Source organism: Pseudomonas sp. TMB3-21 (assembly GCF_054898145.1).
The window spans coordinates 2,252,342-2,270,420 of sequence record NZ_CM142718.1 but is presented as its reverse complement, the minus strand read 5'-3'; the positions used below and the strand labels follow the sequence as shown (position 1 = coordinate 2,270,420).

Below are 18,079 nucleotides of genomic sequence, written 5' to 3'. Positions count from 1 at the left end.
CCTATTCCAGCAAGAGGTGGCGGGCGAGCCCTTCGATGTAGGTTTCATCCTGGCCGTTGGGGTGTGCTTCGAAGGCCAGGTGCAGGTATTCGTGGGTCAGGTCGAGTCGGTCTTGCAGCGACAGCACGCCGCGCACATAAATACGCTGACGTTCGCGATCGACATAGGGCCGACCGAAAGCGAGGCGGCAGACGGCGAAAGTGCTGACTTCGTTGTAGCCGATTTCGCTTTCAAGCCGAGGCCGCCAGCCGCGCCGCTGTTTTTGCAGCCAGTCTTGCGCGGCGGGCAATGCTTCGCAGGAGGCCACGGGGTTGTCCCAGCGGCTGAGGCTGGCGCGCGGGTAAGCGTGCAGCAGGATGGCGTCGTAACGCTGGCCGGCGTTGGCTTGGTCGACGGCGTGCTGCCAGGAAAGTTTGTCCGGGCCGGGTTGGTCGGAGTGATAGGTGACGGTGCTGCCGGCCAGGACCAGGTCGCTGGTCCATGCGGCGATGCTACGTGACTCGGTAGAGGCCGGGCGCGGGGCGACCCGTTGACGGCTGCTGCTGTCGTCGATGCTCAGGCATTCGCCATTGCGCGTGGCGTTTTGCAGCAGGTAGGTCCTGATCGCGATGGCCAATGCTTTGGCCGCCTCAAAGGGCTCGGACTTCGCCTCCCGCTGCAGAACGCGGGCAACGTACTCTTCGCGATCCAGACGAGCGACCAGTTTCTCACCGACCCGATACAGCTCACCGTCGCTGTGAATATCCAGCTGATTGCCATTGGCGAATTCAACGCGAAAGTCGCCCTGCAACGGCCCGGAAGTCACAACTCGATCACCCGCCAGAACGCGGGCAATCGGGTAGCGTGAAAACAGTTCCACCTCCACGCAGCGTCCCGCCTCCGCGGGCCAGTCAACCGGCAACGTCGACGCCAGCGCCTTAGCATGATTGCGCAACACAATTTGACTGGTCCCGCGCCCACCGGCCCAGATCGGGGTGCCGTCCGCCAGCCATCCGGCAAAACCACCTTGTCGCGACGACGGATCCTGGTCGCCCAGCCAGCTCCAGGTTTTTACTCGCAACCGGCCGCCCAGTTCGCCGACGACGTCGCCCTCTGCCGCGCTCAGCACCACGTCGAGCAACACCCGCCGGGCCTGATCCTGCGCTGGCATCGCCGCCATCACCTTGAGCAGTTCGGCCACCGAAACACGTGTCGCAGGTTGCAACAACGCTAGATCAAGCAACCATTCCGGTGCCTGCCGCGCCTGCCAATACTGGCGCCAGGCGACATCGGAAACCCCCAAGCGAGCCGGTTCAAAATACAAACCACATGACTTCACCAACGCCTGATCGCGCTCGATGTTGCCGCCCGCGGTGCAGCAATAGACTTCTTCCTTCGACTGACCGCGACATTCATAAGCCGGCTCATGCGCGCCGGTATCCACCAACCAGCCGAACACAAACAACTTCCACAGACTGCCCAATGGCGCCTGCAAATCAGAACGCAGCGGTTCGCGTGCAATCACCTGCGTGCGGTTCAACGACAGCAGCTCGCCCTTGAAGCCCAGTCGCAGCGGTTCTTCCTGCGCAGTCGCCAGCGCAGGAAGAAAGCACAACACGAAAACCAGCCATGCCCGCGTCATATCAGTGGACCGTCACCTGACCCAGCGCCGGTTTTTGCTCCTGGGCTTGATGTTGCGGCGCATAGACCTGAGTGAAACGCACCGGTGGCAGGTTGAACTGGCCTTTCTGCGAAAAGCGCACGAGATGACGCACGCGCAGTTCGCCACTCAACGCATCCACCGGGATCGCATAGGCCATTTGGCCCGGTTCGAAACGTGCCTTCTCAAGAGCCGTTGGTTCAGTGCCGGCCTTGCCCATGAGCTTGATGCCCCACGTCGTGCGCTCGACGTCCGCACCCGGCGGCAGTGGCACTTCGAGCATGCCGTAGCGCAGCGGTTTGGCCGCTTTGCTGGTGATGATGACTTCATCCAGATACAGGCTGTCGCTGGACAACGGGTCGCTACCGACCGCTTCCAGCTTGAAGGTAAACGCCTCATCACCCGGCACCAGACGCGACAGACGACGAGTGATCGTCACCGGCATCGGATCCACCGGAGCCTGTCGGGTCTGGTAACTCAACGCGGCCCGCAGCGGACGCTCTTGGGTGCCGGCCAGGGACAACACGCTCGGCACGGGCGCAGGCCCCTGCCACGTCCAGTACATCTCGCCGGTGTCCCCGTGTTGTTTCTTCCAGCCCTCGCCCGGCTCCAATGCGATGGTCGGCGAAGCCTGCTCGATACTGCGTTGCAGCCAGGTCAGTGCCAGTGCGCGTTCCAGCGTCGATTGCTGCGGCAACAGGCGCTGCAACAAAGCTTTGGCGCGAGCCTGATCGAACGGTTGCAGCGACAGGTTCAAAGCTTCAGCGAACGGTTGCGAACTGACCGCCAGGCGCTGTTGCGCATCCGCCAACTGCCGATTGAACACGTCGGGAAAAGCGACCTGCGCCTGCTTGGCCAGAGAGGCGGTCAGCACGCGTGCAGCGGCCAGCCCGAGCGCCGAATCCGGATCGCTCATCACCAGACTTTCTGCACCGTCCTCCATCAGGTTTGCGGCATGACCCGCACCCGCCTTCGCTAGGTCTTCCATCAAACCGCTGAGCAAGGTATTCACCGGCAACTGCATCTGTTTGGCAAACGACAGAATCAGCGCGCGCTGCAACAACGGCGTGTTGTTGGCCTGTTTCGAATACACCTCCAGCACCCGCTGCCAATGCTCCGGCGGCAGGCTCAGTTGCAGCGCTTTGCTCGCGTGCCAGTCGGCGTAATAAGCGTACGCCGTGAGGAACGCGTCCGGTTCGCCGTCCATGCCCCACCAGGTGAAGCTCGCTGACGGCCCGGCCATTTGCACCAGACGCAGGCGGCTGTTCTGCATGATCAGGCGCAAGCGATCGCGGATCTGCGGGTTCGACGACAGGGCCGGATAGGCGATGCTCAGCGGCAGCAAACGACTGGCCGTCTGTTCGACACCGCCATACGGATAACCCAGCAGATCGTCCAGCGCCGAGCGGAACAGTGCTTGCGGACTGTCATCCAGGCGCAGGCGAATGGCGCTGGCGTCTGCCGGCAACGTCAGCGGCGTATCACCGCTGGCGACGTCGAAGCTCTGGGTCTGCGTCACTTGCCAACCTTCGCCAGTCGCCGTCAGCCGCACGGCCAAGGCATCAGCGATTTTGCCGTCCTGCACCAGCTCAGCGGACCACTCGCCATTGCTCAGTTCAAACGCGGGCAACGCGATGTAGTTGATGCCGCTGTTCAACGTCACCGGCACGCGTTGCTCGGTGCCGGCGTAATGCATCACCAGCTCAGCCTTGACGGTTTTTTCCGACTGGCTGAACGCGAATACACCGAGGTCCGGTTTGTCGCCGCGGCGGAATTTGCTCGGGCCGCTCCACTTCAGGTACAGCGGTTTTTCCGAGCGCACGAACTGTTTCCTTTGCCCGACCTGACCGTCATCGGCGATGGCGCGGGCGGTGATGCGCCAGCGGGTCAGCGAGTCCGGCATCTTGAAGCTGAAGCGGGTTTTGCCGTTCGCATCGGTGAGCAGCTCCGGCTGCCATGCGGCGGTGTCGACGTCTTCGCGACGTGGCCGTTCCAGCACTTTCACGCCGCGTTCGCTGCGGTTGGCCTTGCCCGGTGCGCCAGGGCTGCCCGGCAACGCCACGTCGTAGCTGATGAACGAAAGACTGGCGCTGGTGCGCACGTTGTTGCGGCGCGGGTGATAGAAGAACTGGTCGATGGTCGGCGCGACTTCCGGCTGCAACGCGTAGACCATTTCGTCGACCACACTGACCGTCAGGTGCGCCGGCACAGGCTTGCCGGCGAACTGCGTGGTGAGGTCCACCGTCACTGTGTCACCTGGCTGATACACCTCTTTATCGGTGGCAATGGCGACCTCGATTTGCGGCGCGATCACTTTGATCCCGGCGTTCTGGAAGCTGTACTGACCGCCCTTGGTGTACAGCACGGAGAACGTCAGGTTCGGCGCAAAGTTTTCCTTCACAGGGATGCGCGCGCGGTACTGGGTCTCGCTGAGTTTTTCCATCTTCAGCCAGTCGGCGCCTTTGGACAGCAGCGCCGTGGCCTCGACCTTGTCGCGTTCCAGCGAGAGCAAGGCATCGCTCACCGGTTCCGGAAAGGTGATCAGCGCCAGCGCTTCATCACCCGTCTTGTACTCCGCTTTGTCGAACACGATTTCCACGGTGCCCGGCACGGCTTTGACGCCGTCGCCGGTGACCGAATGCCCGGTGGCGCCCAGCACCCGGCCGTGCTCGTCCTTCAGCGTCAAGTTGTAAGTGCCCGGGCGCTCGAAGGCCACGTTGAAATTTTTGTCACTGGCGGCGAGTTTGCCATCGCCGGTCGACTGATCTTCCAGACGCACCCAGCTGTAGAGGCTCGGCGTAACCGCTTTGCCCGACTCGCTGGCACCTTCGTTCACATAGCTGAACGCAACATTGTCGCCCACTGCGCTGAAGCGCTGCGGTGCGCGCACGCTGAAACTCGCCGCGCCGCGATCAATCAGGATTTCCTTGGTGGTCTTGACCCGATATGCCGCGCCATCGCTGGCAAAAACAGTGAGCATGTAGCGGCTCGGTTTATCCGCGGCCGGCAGATCGAGGGTCGCGTTGCCCTTGGCGTCGGTGGTCAGCTCGGTGCTGGTCAGTTCCACCGGAAATTGCCCGAGGTATTGCAGCTCGTTGTCGACCATCGACAATTGCTGGGCACGCAGGCTCAGCGTCAGTTTGGCACCGGCCACCGGTTTGCCGTCGGGGTACAGCAGCACCAGATTGCCCTTGACCGCTTCGCCGGTGCGGTAATCCTGCTTGGCCAGGTTCAAGGAAATTTCGAAGTGCGGCTTGATGTATTCAGCGACGCGGAACGCACTGCTGTAGGCCTGATCCTTGTAGCTGAAACGCAATTCATAACCCCCCGCCACCGCATTGTCCGGTAGCTGGAAACGGCCTTGAGTGCCGGCCTTGGAATCGAGTTTCAGCGCCAGCGATTGCAGCGCGGTGCCGGTGGCGTCGAGCACCGTGACGTTGACATCGGCGGCGGTGGGCAGCACCGAGTCCCGGGCATTCTTGAACTCGCGACCAACGATTTTCAGCGACACCCAATCCCCCGGCCGATACAGCGGTCGGTCGGTGAAGGCATAGAGTTTGGTGTCGTAGATCTCGCTGTCGTAGTAGAAGTTTTCCGAGACAAACACGCCGCCCTCTTCGTCCTCGCCGATGACGAATGAACGTTCGGGGCTGACGTGTTTCAGGCGCAGCAAACCCTCGGCATCGGTGGCGCCGCTGCTCATCACGCCGAGGCCGTCGGTCCACAGCACATTGACCTTCGCAACGGAGCTGCCTTCATGTTTGCGCGCGGCCCATACCAGCAATTCATCGCCAGCAATCTTGCTCACCGCCACGGTGTTGGAGACGAACACCATGGTGGTCGCGCGGTACTTGCCGATCAACGCTTCGACCAGGTACAGGCCCGGTTTCAGCTTGCCCAACGGGATGTACACGTTGCCCGGCGCGACGCTGACGAACTCGCTGGAAGACCCGGCGAGGTTTACGCCGAGCGGTGGCTGAATCGGCTTGGCCTGCCACAGCGGATAACGAAACTGACTGACCACCGGCAGGCCTGGAATCAAGGCGAATTGCGGCTGCGCGTCATAAGGCGTTGGCGCGGCCATCGCGGTGCCCATCTTCAGCTCCGGCACTTCCTCGGTGACTTGCTTGCGCGACTCATAGGAAAACGCCCGCTGCATCACACGACGGGATTTTCGGTACCAGTTGTCCCACAGATACGCGAGCGTGTTCGACAGCCCTTCGCCCTTGAACTGGCCGTCGCTGACCACGCGATGCAGGTTTTTCTGACGCTTGAGAAAACCCAGCGGCTTGTCGATGCGGTACACACGAATGTCGGCGCCGCCATAGGGCTCCATGCGGAACCGGCGATAGTCGCGACCCGGTGCTTCGAGGCGCACCATTGCCTGTTCGTCGCTGGCGAAACTGCTGTCGGCCAGCAGGAAAAAACTTTCGCCGGCCACCGGCGTGTAGCCGCTTGGCGCCACGGCGTCGTCAGCATCGACCGCCGAAAAGGGCAGCCACACGACCAACGTCAAAAGCAGGAAACGCAACATGCGGGCACCGATCATTGGGAGAGGAAATTCAGTCGATAGACGCCGATGAAGTTGGGGTTGGCTGCGTCGGGTATCCATCGGGTGTCCTTCCATGTCATGAGTTGCTGCAGGCTCGCGGAACGCATGCCGTTGTCTGTGGGTGTCGTTGTGCCGGTGTGATAGGCAATGAAGCGACCCATCCAGATCATCAGGTGCTGGTCGTCGCCCTGATCGAAAAACATCAGGTCGCCGGGCCGCGCCTGGGCCACATCGCGGCCGACCAGATGGCTGTTGAACTGGATCAGTTTGATCGCGTTGACGTAGGGCCCGACCTTACCGCCGCCCTGCTGCCACTGCTGAGCGAGACCGCGTTGCGCATCGCTCAATTGCAGCTCGGGTGGCAGGTAGCGGTTGGACAGGCCATTGCTGCGCAGCCATTTGTCGTCATGCACTTTCAGCGCTTCGTTGGCGGCAAAACGCACCAGGCCGGCGCAGTCCTGCTGATACCAGCGCGGGCTCGGGCCCTGGGTCAGTTGTTCTTGGGCGATGCGCACGAACCAGGCGCGAAACACCTGGGATTGCTGCGGATCCAGCAACGCCGCCTCCAAGGCGAACGCGCGACTGCTCAGCAAAATCGCCAGCAAACCGAGGCTGCGGATGAGTGCGCTCACAGCGCTTTCCATTCCAGCGGCAGCCATTGCCAGTGGCCGTCGGGCTCGCTGCCTTCAGGCAATGTGAGCGCATATTTGCCGTAGCCGCCGAGCGTGCGCAGTTTAGGGATCAGGTAGGTTTGCGCGGCGTTATAGAAGACCGGCTCCATGTCCTGGGGCAGGCTGTCGAGGGTTTCCTGCTGCATCAGTTGCGCCATCGAATCCGGACCGAAGTAAACGGGCATCAGCAGGTCTTTGGGCACCACGTCGGCCATCGGCGGGAAGCGTTTGTCGAGCGTGCCGAGGGCCTTGTCGACCAGTTTGTCGTCGAGGGAAAACAGCAGCGTCGAACCGTGACGCGCCAGGCTGACGTTCATGAACGCCTTGCCGGAAATCGCGTCCGGATTTTGCGCCTCCTTGGCTTTGTACGGGCCAATACTGGAGCTGACCTGCCGCTGCCACAGGTGACTCTGGCCTTGCTGTTTTTCGATCACCGGGAAGGCGTGCTCTTCGACATTGGGCTCGAAGGCACCGACCATTGAGCCGAACAGAGTGCCCAGGTCGCCGTCGAGCCTGGCGCTGTCATCGTCTTTCAGACTGGCCACCAGCAGCGGCGTGTACAGCCGCGAATCGGCATACCAGCACAGACCTGCAGCGCCGGCCATGTTGTCGGTGAGGGCCTGGGCGACGGCATCCTCGGCACCCAGTTTTATCAGCAACGGTTTTTGTTGTTCGGCGGCCAGCGGCAAAGTCACGCAAGCACTCGCGCCCATCGGCATGGCTTGCCAGACCGGTTTGAAATCGAAATCCGCCTGGTTCTCCAGCTCATCCATGGCGAGAAAGCTGTGCCAGCCCTTGTCATCCATGTCGAAGCGCAGGCCGGCGAAGTTCGGGATGAAACGCTGGTAACCCATGGCTAGGACACTGGAGTTGACTGAAAGGCGTTGTTTCACTTCCGGCAAACGGGCTTGCAGGCCGAAGGCCTCGGGGAACAATTTTTCGCCGTTGAGCAATGCGGCGAAGGCTTTCATCGAGACGCTGCCCGGCTCCTGGGACGAACTGTTGTCCGAATCATAGAGTTTGGCCGGGTTGGACAGCACCACCAGTTTGTCGCCATGGGAGGCGAACAGCAGTGCTTTGCTGGCGTTGTAGCTGAGTTGATAAAGCGCCACGTCATCGGCGCCGACTTTCAGCTCACCGATTTTGCTCAGCTGCGTGTCATCCAGCGCCACTTTCGCCAGTGGCTCCAGCACCTTGGCCAGCCCGCCGCGATCCATCACCAGCAGGAAATCCTTGAGCCGGCCATCCGCGCCGCGCCACAGCGCCACGTCTGCCGGTTGATCGAACAGCTGCTCGATCAGGCTGTCCTGCAGTTTCAGGTCATGCTCGTAAATGATCCGCCGCAGACTGCCGATCAACCCCAGCCGATCGGCATGAGTTTCGTAATAGAAAACGAAATCTTCGGTGAGGGTTTCCTTGAGAAACGGCACCGCCAGCAAATCCTTGGGTAGCTGGCTCAGGGAGTGCGTTTCAAGCAAACCGTCCGGGCGGCTCATGCCCAGTTTGTCGCTGGCCAGCTCGGCAATCGGCGCCTTGGGTTTGAGCATGAACCAGCCCAGCCCGGCCGCGACACCCGCCACCAGGCACAGCCCGATCAGCAACGGCCAGCGCAGTGAAGGTTTGACGGCTGGTGCGGGGGCGGCCGGCGGTACGGCCGGTAGAACTGTGTTATCGCTCATGTTTACGCTCATGTTCCCAAAGCTCGGCAGTTCATCCATGGAGGTGCGGGATGCTTAATAGTTGAAAGTCTTGACCAGCAGCAAATCACCGATCGCGCGCAAGGGCACGATGAAGGTCTCGCGTTTTTCGTCGACGGTGTTTTCGTTCAGCACCAGATTGATCTGCGAGGTAATCACCTCGTTCTGGTTGCTGGTCTCCTCGAAGTTATAGCCGCCGCTGCCGAAGTTGCCCCAGTAGTTCACGTAAACCAGATAGGTACCGCGCATGGGCGCGGTCATGGTGAACATTTCCGGGCCCGGGCCGTCGACGCCATCCGGGTCGAGACCGCCGCCATTGCTCATCGCCGGGCGCGCCCAGAACGCGTGCTGGCCGTCGGGGGTGATGAGGTGCAGGTCGAGCTCGGCCTTCGGATCGTCCCAACCCAGCACCACGCGAATCCGCGCCGGGGTGCGCAGGTTATTGGCTTCATAGAACTGGACGCGCTTGAGCGACTGGCCTTGCGAGCTGCGCACCTCGACGCTGTTGGAGCCGGCGCCGAACGCATACGGTCGGGCGAAACGACCCTGGTCGTCGGTATAAAGGTTCAGCGGATTGCCGTTGACGGCCAGTGTGTGCGGCCCGCGCTGGGTTCCGACGGCCTTGAGCTGGCCTTGGATCATGGTGCGATTGCGCTGCACGCCCCGGTCAATGGGCGGCGTGGGATAGGCGACCTGAGGATTTGCGCTGCGATCGAGCAGGCCGTTGTACCGCCAGCCGCCGATTGGCTCGGACAACTCGGCCGTCGGCGCGGCCGCTGCGGTTGCACACGCCAGCCCACTCAGCAACAAAAATAAACGCATGTGACGCCTCCTGCCATGCACAACGAAACCTTGCGCCAGATCCTCGGCGCGTTACAAATCCTGAGATTGTGTTTCGTCAGAGCGACCCATGGTTATCGGGTCTTTGAAGTCGCGAAGAGTAGCCAGTTGGCCAGGTTTTAACAATCGGACAGCGCCGGTTTTGCGGTCGGATTCACGGACATTTTCCGTAGGTGAGCCGAATAGCGCGGTTATTCGGCTCAAGAGATGAACCGAATACGACTACTATTCGGCTCATGCACCCCCGGAGCTGCCGAACTCATGGCACATGAATGGATCTGGCGCTGGCCCATGACTCGACACAGTAACCTGCTGCGGCACACAACTGTGGCGAGGGGGCTTGCCCCCGTTGGGGCGCGAAGCGGCCCCCAGCGTCCGGACAAAGAGACCGATGTGTCCGGATTGACGACTGCTTCGCAGCCGAACGGGGGCAAGCCCCCTCGCCACAAGGGTTGTTTTCACCTCGAGACCAGGGTGGCAAGCCTCCCGCCTCATTTGCCCATGCCCCCCATGTCTGCTAGTGTCGCGGCGGTTTAACGACAACCGGAAATAGCCGCCATGGCCCGCAAAAAAGCTGCACTGGATTTCGAACAATCCCTCGCTGACCTGCAAACGCTGGTAGAGCGTCTGGAGAATGGCGAATTGTCGCTGGAAGACTCGCTGACAGCTTTCGAGCAAGGCATCGGTTTGACCCGCGATTGCCAGGCAGCGCTGGCTCAGGCCGAGCAGAAAGTTCAGGTACTGCTCGAGCGCGATGGCGAGCTGGCCGAGGAACCCTTCGACGCGGATGAGCCAGAATGATCGCAGCGTATTCGGCGACCAGCCAGGCCCGCGTCAACGCGGCACTGGAAAGCCTGTTCACCGCGCCCGGCCCTGAACTCGCGCGGCTTTACGAAGCGATGCGCTACAGCGTGATGAATGGCGGCAAACGCGTGCGTCCGCTGCTGGCCTACGCCGCCTGCGAAGCACTGGGCGGCAAAGCCGAGCAAGCCAATGGCGCCGCCTGCGCTGTCGAGCTGATCCACGCCTATTCCCTGGTGCACGACGATTTGCCGGCCATGGACGATGACGATTTACGTCGCGGCCTGCCGACCACCCACAAAAAATTCGACGAGGCCTGCGCGATTCTTGCCGGCGACGGTTTGCAAAGCCTGGCCTTCAGCGCGCTGCTCGATCCGCGCCTGAATACCTCCGACGCCGAAATCCGCCTGCAAATGGTCCGCGCACTCGCCCTTGCGGCAGGCCCCGCCGGCATGGTCGGCGGGCAAGCAATCGACCTCGGCTCGGTCGGCCTGAAACTCGATCAGAAAGCCCTCGAATACATGCACCGGCACAAGACCGGCGCGCTCATCGAAGTCAGCGTCAAACTCGGCGCATTGGCCAGTGGCCGCGCCGAGAAGGATGAACTCAAGTCCCTGAAGAATTACGCCCTGGCGATCGGCCTGGCATTTCAGGTGCAGGACGACATTCTCGACGTCGAAAGCGACACCGAAACCCTAGGCAAACGCCAAGGTGCCGACATCGCGCGGGACAAGCCTACCTACCCGGCCCTGCTCGGCCTCGACCACGCCAAGGCCTATGCGCTGGAGCTGCGCGATCAGGCGCTGCACGCGCTGCGACCGTTTGACGCGGCGGCCGAGCCGCTGCGCGACCTGGCCCGTTATATCGTCGACCGGCGCAACTGATGGCGTATCCGCCAAAAAATACCAACGCGTGGGCAGGGGCCGATGCATCAGGTAAACTGCCGCATCTTTTATACCTATAACGATTCGCCTGATGCCCACGACGTTTCATGAGATTCCCCGCAAGCGCCCGACCACGCCCCTGCTCGACCGTGCCAACACGCCGGACGGGCTACGCCGGTTAGGCGAAGCCGAGCTGGAAACCCTGGCCGATGAGTTGCGCCTGGAGTTGCTCTATACGGTCGGTCAGACCGGTGGGCATTTCGGTGCGGGCCTGGGCGTCATTGAGCTGACCATCGCGTTGCATTACGTTTTCGACACCCCGGATGACCGGCTGGTGTGGGACGTGGGTCATCAGGCCTATCCGCACAAAATCCTCACGGGTCGCCGCGAGCGCATGAGCACCCTGCGCCAGAAGGACGGCGTAGCTGCCTTCCCACGCCGTTCCGAGAGCGAATACGACACGTTTGGCGTCGGCCATTCCAGTACATCGATCAGTGCAGCGCTGGGCATGGCCATCGCCGCCCGCCTGCAGAACAGTGATCGCAAGGCAATCGCAGTGATCGGCGACGGTGCGTTGACGGCCGGCATGGCGTTCGAGGCGCTCAACCATGCGCCGGAAGTGAACGCCAACATGCTGGTGATCCTCAACGACAACGACATGTCGATCTCGCGCAATGTCGGCGGTTTGTCGAATTACCTGGCGAAAATCCTTTCCAGCCGCACCTACGCGAGCATGCGCGAGGGCAGCAAGAAAGTGCTGTCGCGTCTGCCCGGCGCCTGGGAAATTGCCCGCCGCACCGAGGAATATGCCAAAGGCATGCTGGTGCCCGGCACGCTGTTCGAAGAGCTGGGCTGGAACTACATCGGCCCGATCGATGGCCACGATCTGCCGACCCTGATCGCCACCCTGCGCAACATGCGCGATCTTAAAGGCCCGCAGTTTCTCCACGTGGTCACCAAGAAAGGCAAAGGCTTCGCCCCGGCAGAAGTCGACCCGATCGTCTACCACGCCATCACCAAACTCGAACCCGTGGATGCACCGGTTGCGCCAAAAGCGACCAGCGGACCGAAGTATTCCGGCGTGTTTGGTCAATGGCTGTGCGACATGGCCGAAGCGGATTCACGCCTGGTTGGCATCACCCCGGCGATGAAAGAAGGCTCCGATTTGGTGGCCTTCAGCGAACGTTTCCCGCAGCGTTATTTCGACGTAGCGATTGCCGAGCAACACGCCGTAACACTTGCCGCCGGGATGGCCTGCGAAGGCGCAAAACCAGTGGTCGCGATCTACTCGACGTTTCTGCAGCGCGGTTACGACCAGTTGATCCACGACGTTGCGGTGCAAAACCTCGACGTGCTATTTGCCATCGACCGTGCCGGTCTGGTGGGCGAAGACGGCCCGACCCACGCCGGCAGTTTCGACCTGTCGTACCTGCGCTGCATCCCTGGCATGCTGGTGATGACACCCAGCGATGAGAACGAACTGCGCAAAATGCTCACCACCGGCCACCTGTACAACGGCCCGGCGGCGGTGCGTTATCCACGCGGCAATGGTCCGAATGCGACCATCGAGAACGAGCTGCAACCGATTGAAATCGGCAAAGGCGTCGTTCGTCGTCAGGGTCAAAATGTTGCCCTGCTGGTATTCGGCGTGCAGGTGGCCGAAGCGCTGAAAGTTGCCGAAACGCTGAACGCGACCGTGGTCGACATGCGCTTCGTCAAGCCGCTGGATGAGGCGCTGGTGCGTGACATTGCCGGCAGCCATGAGCTGCTGGTCACGATTGAAGAGAATGCGATCATGGGCGGTGCCGGCGGCGCGGTCAGCGAATTCCTCGCACGCGAGAACATCCTCAAGTCGATGCTGCACCTGGGCCTGCCGGACAGCTATGTCGAGCACGCCAAGCCTGCGCAGATGCTGGCCGAATGTGGGCTGGATGAGGCCGGGATTGAGGCGTCGGTGCGCGAGCGGATGCAGTTGCTCACCAAATAAACGCAATACCCCTGTGGGAGTGAGCCTGCTCGCGATGGCGGACTGTCAGTCGATTCAATGTTGACTGATACACCGCCATCGCGAGCAGGCTCACTCCCACATTGATTTGTGCACACCTGAAACATCACGGACTGCCGATGAAACTCTTTCCCCTCGCCCTGTCGCTCGCGCTCCTGCCGACTAGCCCATTGTTCGCCGACACCTTCGAACGCGATCAGGCGCTGAAGCTGCCCGACGTAGTGATCAGCGCCAACCGCCAGGTCGAAGCCCGCAACGACAGCAGCGCGGCGAATACCGTGTTCACCCGCGAAGACATCGATCGCCTGCAGCCGGCCAGCGTTACCGATCTGTTGCGCCGCGTGCCCGGCGTGCAGGTCGGCCAGACTGGTGGTCGTGGCAGTTTGCCGGGAATTTACATTCGCGGAACCAAGTCGGCACAAAGCCTGGTGCTGGTGGACGGCCAGCGCATCGGCAACTCAACCTCCGGCGACAGCAATCTGCAGCACATCAACATCGAACAGGTCGAGCGTGTGGAAGTGCTACGCGGCTCGCGGTCAGTGATTTACGGCAGCGATGCGATTGGCGGGGTGATTCAGATTTTCACCCGGCGCGGCGGCAAGCTGGGCCTGCAACCACGCCTGCACGTTGGCTTCGGCAGCAACCAGAGCTGGGAGCGCAGCGTCGGATTGTCTGGTGGCGACGAGAAAACCCGCTTCAATCTCGGTGCCAGCCTTGATGAAACCTCCGGGATCGACCGCACTTACGAGTCGTATCCGAGTGACGGCGATCACGATGAATACCGCAATAAATCGCTGAGCCTGAGCTTGAGTCACGCCCTCACCGATGACATCGAAGTCGGCGCGAATCTATTGGATAACCGTGGCAAAAATGCCTTCGACAATCCGTTCGGCCGCTTCGATATGGACACCTTCGAGTCGGTACAGGAGCAGCCGTACAACGATTTCACCGTCAGCGGTCTCAGCAGTTACGTCGACGCACGGATCAACGAGCATTGGAAAACCCGTGTCGAACTGGGCCACAGCGAAAATCGCGAAGAGACCTTCGACAAACTCAGCAGCGAGCGCAGCGTGTTCAACACCTACCGTGATTCGGTGAACTGGCAGAATGACCTGACGCTCGATGCACGCAACAGCCTGATCGTCGGCGGCGACTGGTATGAAGACCGAGTCAACAGCAGCACTGCGTTCGACGAGGACAGTCGCTGGAACCGCGCGGCGTTCGTGCAGCATCGCTATCAGGCGGACAGCTTTTCCACCGAGCTGGGTTTGCGCCGCGACCAGAATCAGCAGTTCGGCGGTCAGAACAGTTGGAGCGGCACCTTTACCCTGCCGTTGAATCCCGACAACGATGTTTTGCTGAGCTACAGCGAAGGGTTCCGTGCCCCGACTTTCAATGATTTGTATTACCCGGATTTCAGCAACCCGGACCTCAAGCCCGAAACCTCGAAAAGCTACGAGCTGCAATGGCGCAGTCAGCTGACTGAAGGCACTCGTCTTGAAGCCTCGCTGTACCGCACCGACCTGCAGGACGCGATCATCTTCGGCAGCAACTCGCGGCCGCAGAATGTTGCATCAGCCCGTATCAATGGCTTTGAAGCGGCACTCGAGCAGGAGTTTTTTGGCTGGCAGAGCAACCTCGGGGTGGCGATCATTGATCCGCGCGACCGTGACAGCGGTCATACGCTGGCCCGTCGTGCGCGGCGGACATTGAGTCTGGATCTGGATCGGCAGTTTGACCGCCTCGGGCTCGGTGCCAGCTGGCAAGCGGTCAGCAGCAGTTATGACGACGAGAACAATCTGCAGCCACTGGGCGGTTATGCGCTGCTCGGGTTACGCAGCAGCTGGGCATTGAATCGCGAGGTCAAGCTTGATGTGAAGGTCGATAACGTTCTGGATAAGGGCTACAGCCGGGCGTTGTACAGCCATGACGGCAGTCAGTACGGGTATCGCGAGGAAGGCCGGGCGTGGATGTTTGGGGTCACTTGGACCCCGGAGATCTAGACGACTCGGTCACCTGTGGCGAGGGAGCTTGCTCCCGCTCGTTTGCGAGGCAGACGTAAATGGCGGGTGCAATCAGATCTGACTTTACTCTTTGAGGGAATTTGGGGCTGCTTCGCTGCCCAGCGGGAGCGAGCTCCCTCGCCACAAGGTCAGCGGTCGGGCGCAATCAACTCGCACAGCCTGGCCGTCGCCTCGATCATCTGCCCGCTCGGCCGCTCCAGGCCTTTATCGGCCACCATGAGCAACTGCCCCTGCCGAACAGCCGCCACCTGCGGCCAGGCTTTCCACGCATCGAGTTGCGCCTGATCGCTGGCAAGGATCACCTCAGGATTACGCTGCAGCACCGCCTCGACGCTGATCTGCGGCGCGGGCAGCGTCAGGTCGGCGAACACATTTCGCGCGCCGCACACCTGCAGCGCATCGCTGATGATCTGCCCGCCACCGACGGTATACAGCGGCCGGTCCCAGACCTGATAAAACACCCGCAAAAGCTGATCGCGCCTGTAGCGTTCGCGCAATGAATCGAGGCGCTGACGCAAAGTCGCAGCCAAGGAAATCCCCCGTTCGGCACGGCCAAGTTGCACAGCAATCGCTTCTATGTGCGCGGTAAGTTGATCAAGGTTGTGCGGTTCGGCGACGTAAGTCGGAATGTTCAAACGTTTGAGCTGCTCACGCTGTGCCGGGCCGACACTGTCGGGCCACAGCAGCAGCAAATCCGGGCGCAGACTGAGCAGTTGTTCCATGTCCAGCTGACCATAGCGGCCAACAGAGGGCAGGTCCTGAAGTTCCGCAGGACGCTCGCCGGCATCCAGCACGCCAACCAGCAGATCGGCAGAACTCAGCTCGACAACGATTTCGGAGAGAGACGGCGCGAGGCTGACGACCCGCTCGACGGCATTCGCCGACGCGCCCAAGGCCAGCAGCAGAACCGCGAGCCAAACGCGGAGCATCAAGCGAGTTGACGCGGGATACGGTAGAGGTAGAACAACACGGCGGTGGACAGCGCCAGCAACATCAGCGGCACGGCTTCCAGCCCGAAAAATACCGCAAGGGCGCCAATCCACGCGGGCAGCCCGGCAGCGATGAACGCCGCACGGCGTTTGGCAGCCAAGGCGATCCAGGCGGCAGGTTCTTCAGGGGTATCGAGGGCTTTCTGCGTGGCGATCAGGCCGTGCTTATAGCCACCGAAAAACTTCAGGCTGACAAACATCGAAGCCACACCGGCAATGAACATCGGCATGGCCAACACCGGCAGGATTGCCTCGCTCTGACCGAATACACCGTTGATCACGAACAACGGCAACAGCGCCAGCGCCAGGTATTGCCACCAACTGACGGCCAGTCGCCGCCGCACCTGACCGCGAGTCACGCGCGGTCTACCTCGCCCTGGTGCTCGTTGCCCATCATGTGGTCGAGCTTGCTGGCCTTGGTCGCCAGGTAGAGTTTGTTGTGCGGATTGTGGCCGGTGTGCAACGGCACGCGCTCGGCAACGACAATGCCCATGTCGGTCAGGGCTTTGACCTTGCGCGGGTTGTTGGTCATCAGGCGCAGGGATTTCACCCCCAGGTGCTGCAGCATCGGCAGGCACATGGCGTAATCGCGCTGATCTGCGGCAAAACCCAGACGCTCGTTGGCTTCAACGGTATCGGCACCGCCATCCTGCAACTCATATGCACGGATCTTGTTCAGCAAGCCAATGCCTCGGCCTTCCTGGCGCAGATAGAGCAACACGCCGCGGCCTTCGCGAGCAATGGCCTGCAGGGCGGCTTCAAGCTGAGAACCGCAATCGCAACGCTGGCTGAACAAGGCATCGCCAGTCAGGCACTCGGAATGCAAACGACCGAGTACCGGCGCACCGTCGTCGAACTCACCGAGGCTCAGAACCACGTGCTCGCGCCCGTTCTCCTCATCGAGAAAGCCGTGCATGGTGAATTGCGCAAAAGGCGTTGGCAGCTTGGAAGCGGCGACAAAAACGACAGGCACCGGTGTGCTCCTGATCTATAGATTCGCAGAGGCGGCATTGTAGCAGCAGGTTCCTGCAGACGCTCAGGCTGAATTTTGGGGCATAACGATCAAAAATCCGGATGCTGCGTCCCACGTAAGATCCTGCAGCTGGCGCAGCCTGCGTCCGGCGGCGCAGCCGTCGTAAAATTCGAACATCCCGATATCAGGGCCATCGAGTTGGCAGGGTATGCGACGGCTGCGCCGCCGGACGCAGGCTGCGCCAGCTGCTACAGAGACGTGTTCACTCGGGATCAAACGGATAAGGCTGCTTCCAGCGCTTGAAGATCGGCTTCAGCTCGCCGCTTTTCACCAGATGCTCCATGCGTTGATCGAACAGCGCCATGAGCTTTCGCGCGCGGGGTGTGTTGGCGAAGCACAGGTAGAGCGGCAACTCGGTAATGTGCGTCTGCCGGAACAGCGCAGGATCCCTGGCACCACGGACAATGAATTCGATTTCGCTCAGCGCATCGACGTAATAATCGGCGCGATCGTGGGTGAGCATCGACAGAATTCCGGTACGCCGCACCACTTCGTTATATCGAGTGACGTTCGGCAAATAGTCCTGATAGTCGTAACCGCGGACCCAGGCCAATCTGTAAGCGCCCAGCGTCTCTCGGGTCGGCACCGGACTGCTGGCCAGCCCCAATGCGTAGATGTGGTCGGTATCGAAATTCCAGCGCGGGTATAACAGATCGCTGACTTCATCGTGGTAGGCGCCCACGCAGGCATCCACTTCGCCGCGTTGCGCCAGGCCGATGGATCGCGTGTAGGGAACGGTGCGAATCTCGAGTTTCACGCCGGCCGGCTCGAAAACCTTCCGTAGCACGTCCCAGCCCAGGCCACGCCCGTCGGGGGCGGTGTAATTTTCCCATTCTTCACTGGCGAGATGGATCACCGACGGCATCGGCGTCTCAGCCGCCAGGGCCAGCGTGCCGAGCATCGAGAACATCATCCCAGCCAGCCAGCGTCGAGCCATCCTTAGT

Annotated in this window: 13 protein-coding genes; 4 read left to right on the top strand and 9 right to left on the bottom strand. The window is 61.4% G+C overall.

The features are described 5' to 3' along the window. Position 1: 1 nt before the first annotated feature. The 5 genes from ACYZTS_RS10495 to ACYZTS_RS10475 are packed head-to-tail and all read right to left on the bottom strand — an operon-like array spanning position 2 to position 9,381. The gene (locus ACYZTS_RS10495; protein ID WP_461995726.1) at positions 2-1,621 is read right to left on the bottom strand and encodes a DUF2300 domain-containing protein; all 1,620 of its coding nucleotides are present in this window, start codon (positions 1,619-1,621) and stop codon (positions 2-4) included. Position 1,622: 1 nt separating this feature from the next. Further along, positions 1,623-6,188, bottom strand: a complete 4,566-nt coding sequence (locus ACYZTS_RS10490) for an alpha-2-macroglobulin family protein (protein ID WP_461996397.1) — start codon at positions 6,186-6,188, stop codon at positions 1,623-1,625. Next, positions 6,185-6,835: a DUF1175 domain-containing protein gene (locus ACYZTS_RS10485; protein ID WP_033050313.1), complete on the bottom strand. Its 651-nt coding sequence runs from the start codon at positions 6,833-6,835 to the stop codon at positions 6,185-6,187. Before ACYZTS_RS10485 ends, ACYZTS_RS10490 begins: the two co-directional genes overlap by 4 nt. Next, entirely contained in the window at positions 6,820-8,541 is a 1,722-nt protein-coding gene (locus tag ACYZTS_RS10480; RefSeq protein ID WP_461995725.1) for a DUF2138 domain-containing protein, read from the bottom strand. The genes ACYZTS_RS10485 and ACYZTS_RS10480 overlap by 16 nt, the downstream gene beginning before the upstream one ends. 54 nt (positions 8,542-8,595) lie before the next feature. Then, positions 8,596-9,381, bottom strand: coding sequence for a YfaP family protein (locus ACYZTS_RS10475; RefSeq protein ID WP_461995723.1), 786 nt, complete (start codon positions 9,379-9,381; stop codon positions 8,596-8,598). Between the two features lie 576 nt (positions 9,382-9,957). Here ACYZTS_RS10475 and ACYZTS_RS10470 point away from each other — a divergent pair. From ACYZTS_RS10470 to ACYZTS_RS10455, 4 genes are all read left to right on the top strand, one after another. After that, positions 9,958-10,200: an exodeoxyribonuclease VII small subunit gene (locus ACYZTS_RS10470; RefSeq protein ID WP_016772991.1), complete on the top strand. Its 243-nt coding sequence runs from the start codon at positions 9,958-9,960 to the stop codon at positions 10,198-10,200. Beyond that, entirely contained in the window at positions 10,197-11,084 is an 888-nt protein-coding gene (locus ACYZTS_RS10465; protein WP_028624313.1) for a polyprenyl synthetase family protein, read from the top strand. Before ACYZTS_RS10470 ends, ACYZTS_RS10465 begins: the two co-directional genes overlap by 4 nt. A 91-nt stretch (positions 11,085-11,175) precedes the next feature. After that, positions 11,176-13,071 carry a 1-deoxy-D-xylulose-5-phosphate synthase gene (gene dxs, locus ACYZTS_RS10460; protein ID WP_461995720.1) on the top strand — a complete coding sequence of 632 codons (1,896 nt, stop codon included), beginning with the start codon at positions 11,176-11,178 and terminating at the stop codon, positions 13,069-13,071. A 137-nt stretch (positions 13,072-13,208) separates the two neighbouring features. Then, on the top strand, positions 13,209-15,092 hold the full coding sequence (locus tag ACYZTS_RS10455) for a TonB-dependent receptor domain-containing protein (protein WP_461995718.1): 1,884 nt from the start codon (positions 13,209-13,211) through the stop codon (positions 15,090-15,092). A 149-nt stretch (positions 15,093-15,241) separates the two neighbouring features. Here the strand turns inward: ACYZTS_RS10455 and ACYZTS_RS10450 are convergent, their stop codons facing one another. From ACYZTS_RS10450 to ACYZTS_RS10435, 4 genes are all read right to left on the bottom strand, one after another. Further along, positions 15,242-16,042 carry a cobalamin-binding protein gene (locus ACYZTS_RS10450; RefSeq protein WP_461995716.1) on the bottom strand — a complete coding sequence of 267 codons (801 nt, stop codon included), beginning with the start codon at positions 16,040-16,042 and terminating at the stop codon, positions 15,242-15,244. Beyond that, positions 16,042-16,461, bottom strand: a complete 420-nt coding sequence (locus tag ACYZTS_RS10445) for a hypothetical protein (RefSeq protein WP_028624317.1) — start codon at positions 16,459-16,461, stop codon at positions 16,042-16,044. Before ACYZTS_RS10445 ends, ACYZTS_RS10450 begins: the two co-directional genes overlap by 1 nt. Further along, positions 16,458-17,075, bottom strand: a complete 618-nt coding sequence (gene ribA / locus ACYZTS_RS10440; RefSeq protein ID WP_028624318.1) for a GTP cyclohydrolase II — start codon at positions 17,073-17,075, stop codon at positions 16,458-16,460. The genes ACYZTS_RS10445 and ribA overlap by 4 nt, the downstream gene beginning before the upstream one ends. Positions 17,076-17,337: 262 nt before the next feature. Next, complete coding sequence (locus ACYZTS_RS10435) at positions 17,338-18,072, bottom strand: substrate-binding periplasmic protein (protein ID WP_028624319.1); 735 nt, start codon at positions 18,070-18,072, stop codon at positions 17,338-17,340. Positions 18,073-18,079 lie beyond the last annotated feature (7 nt).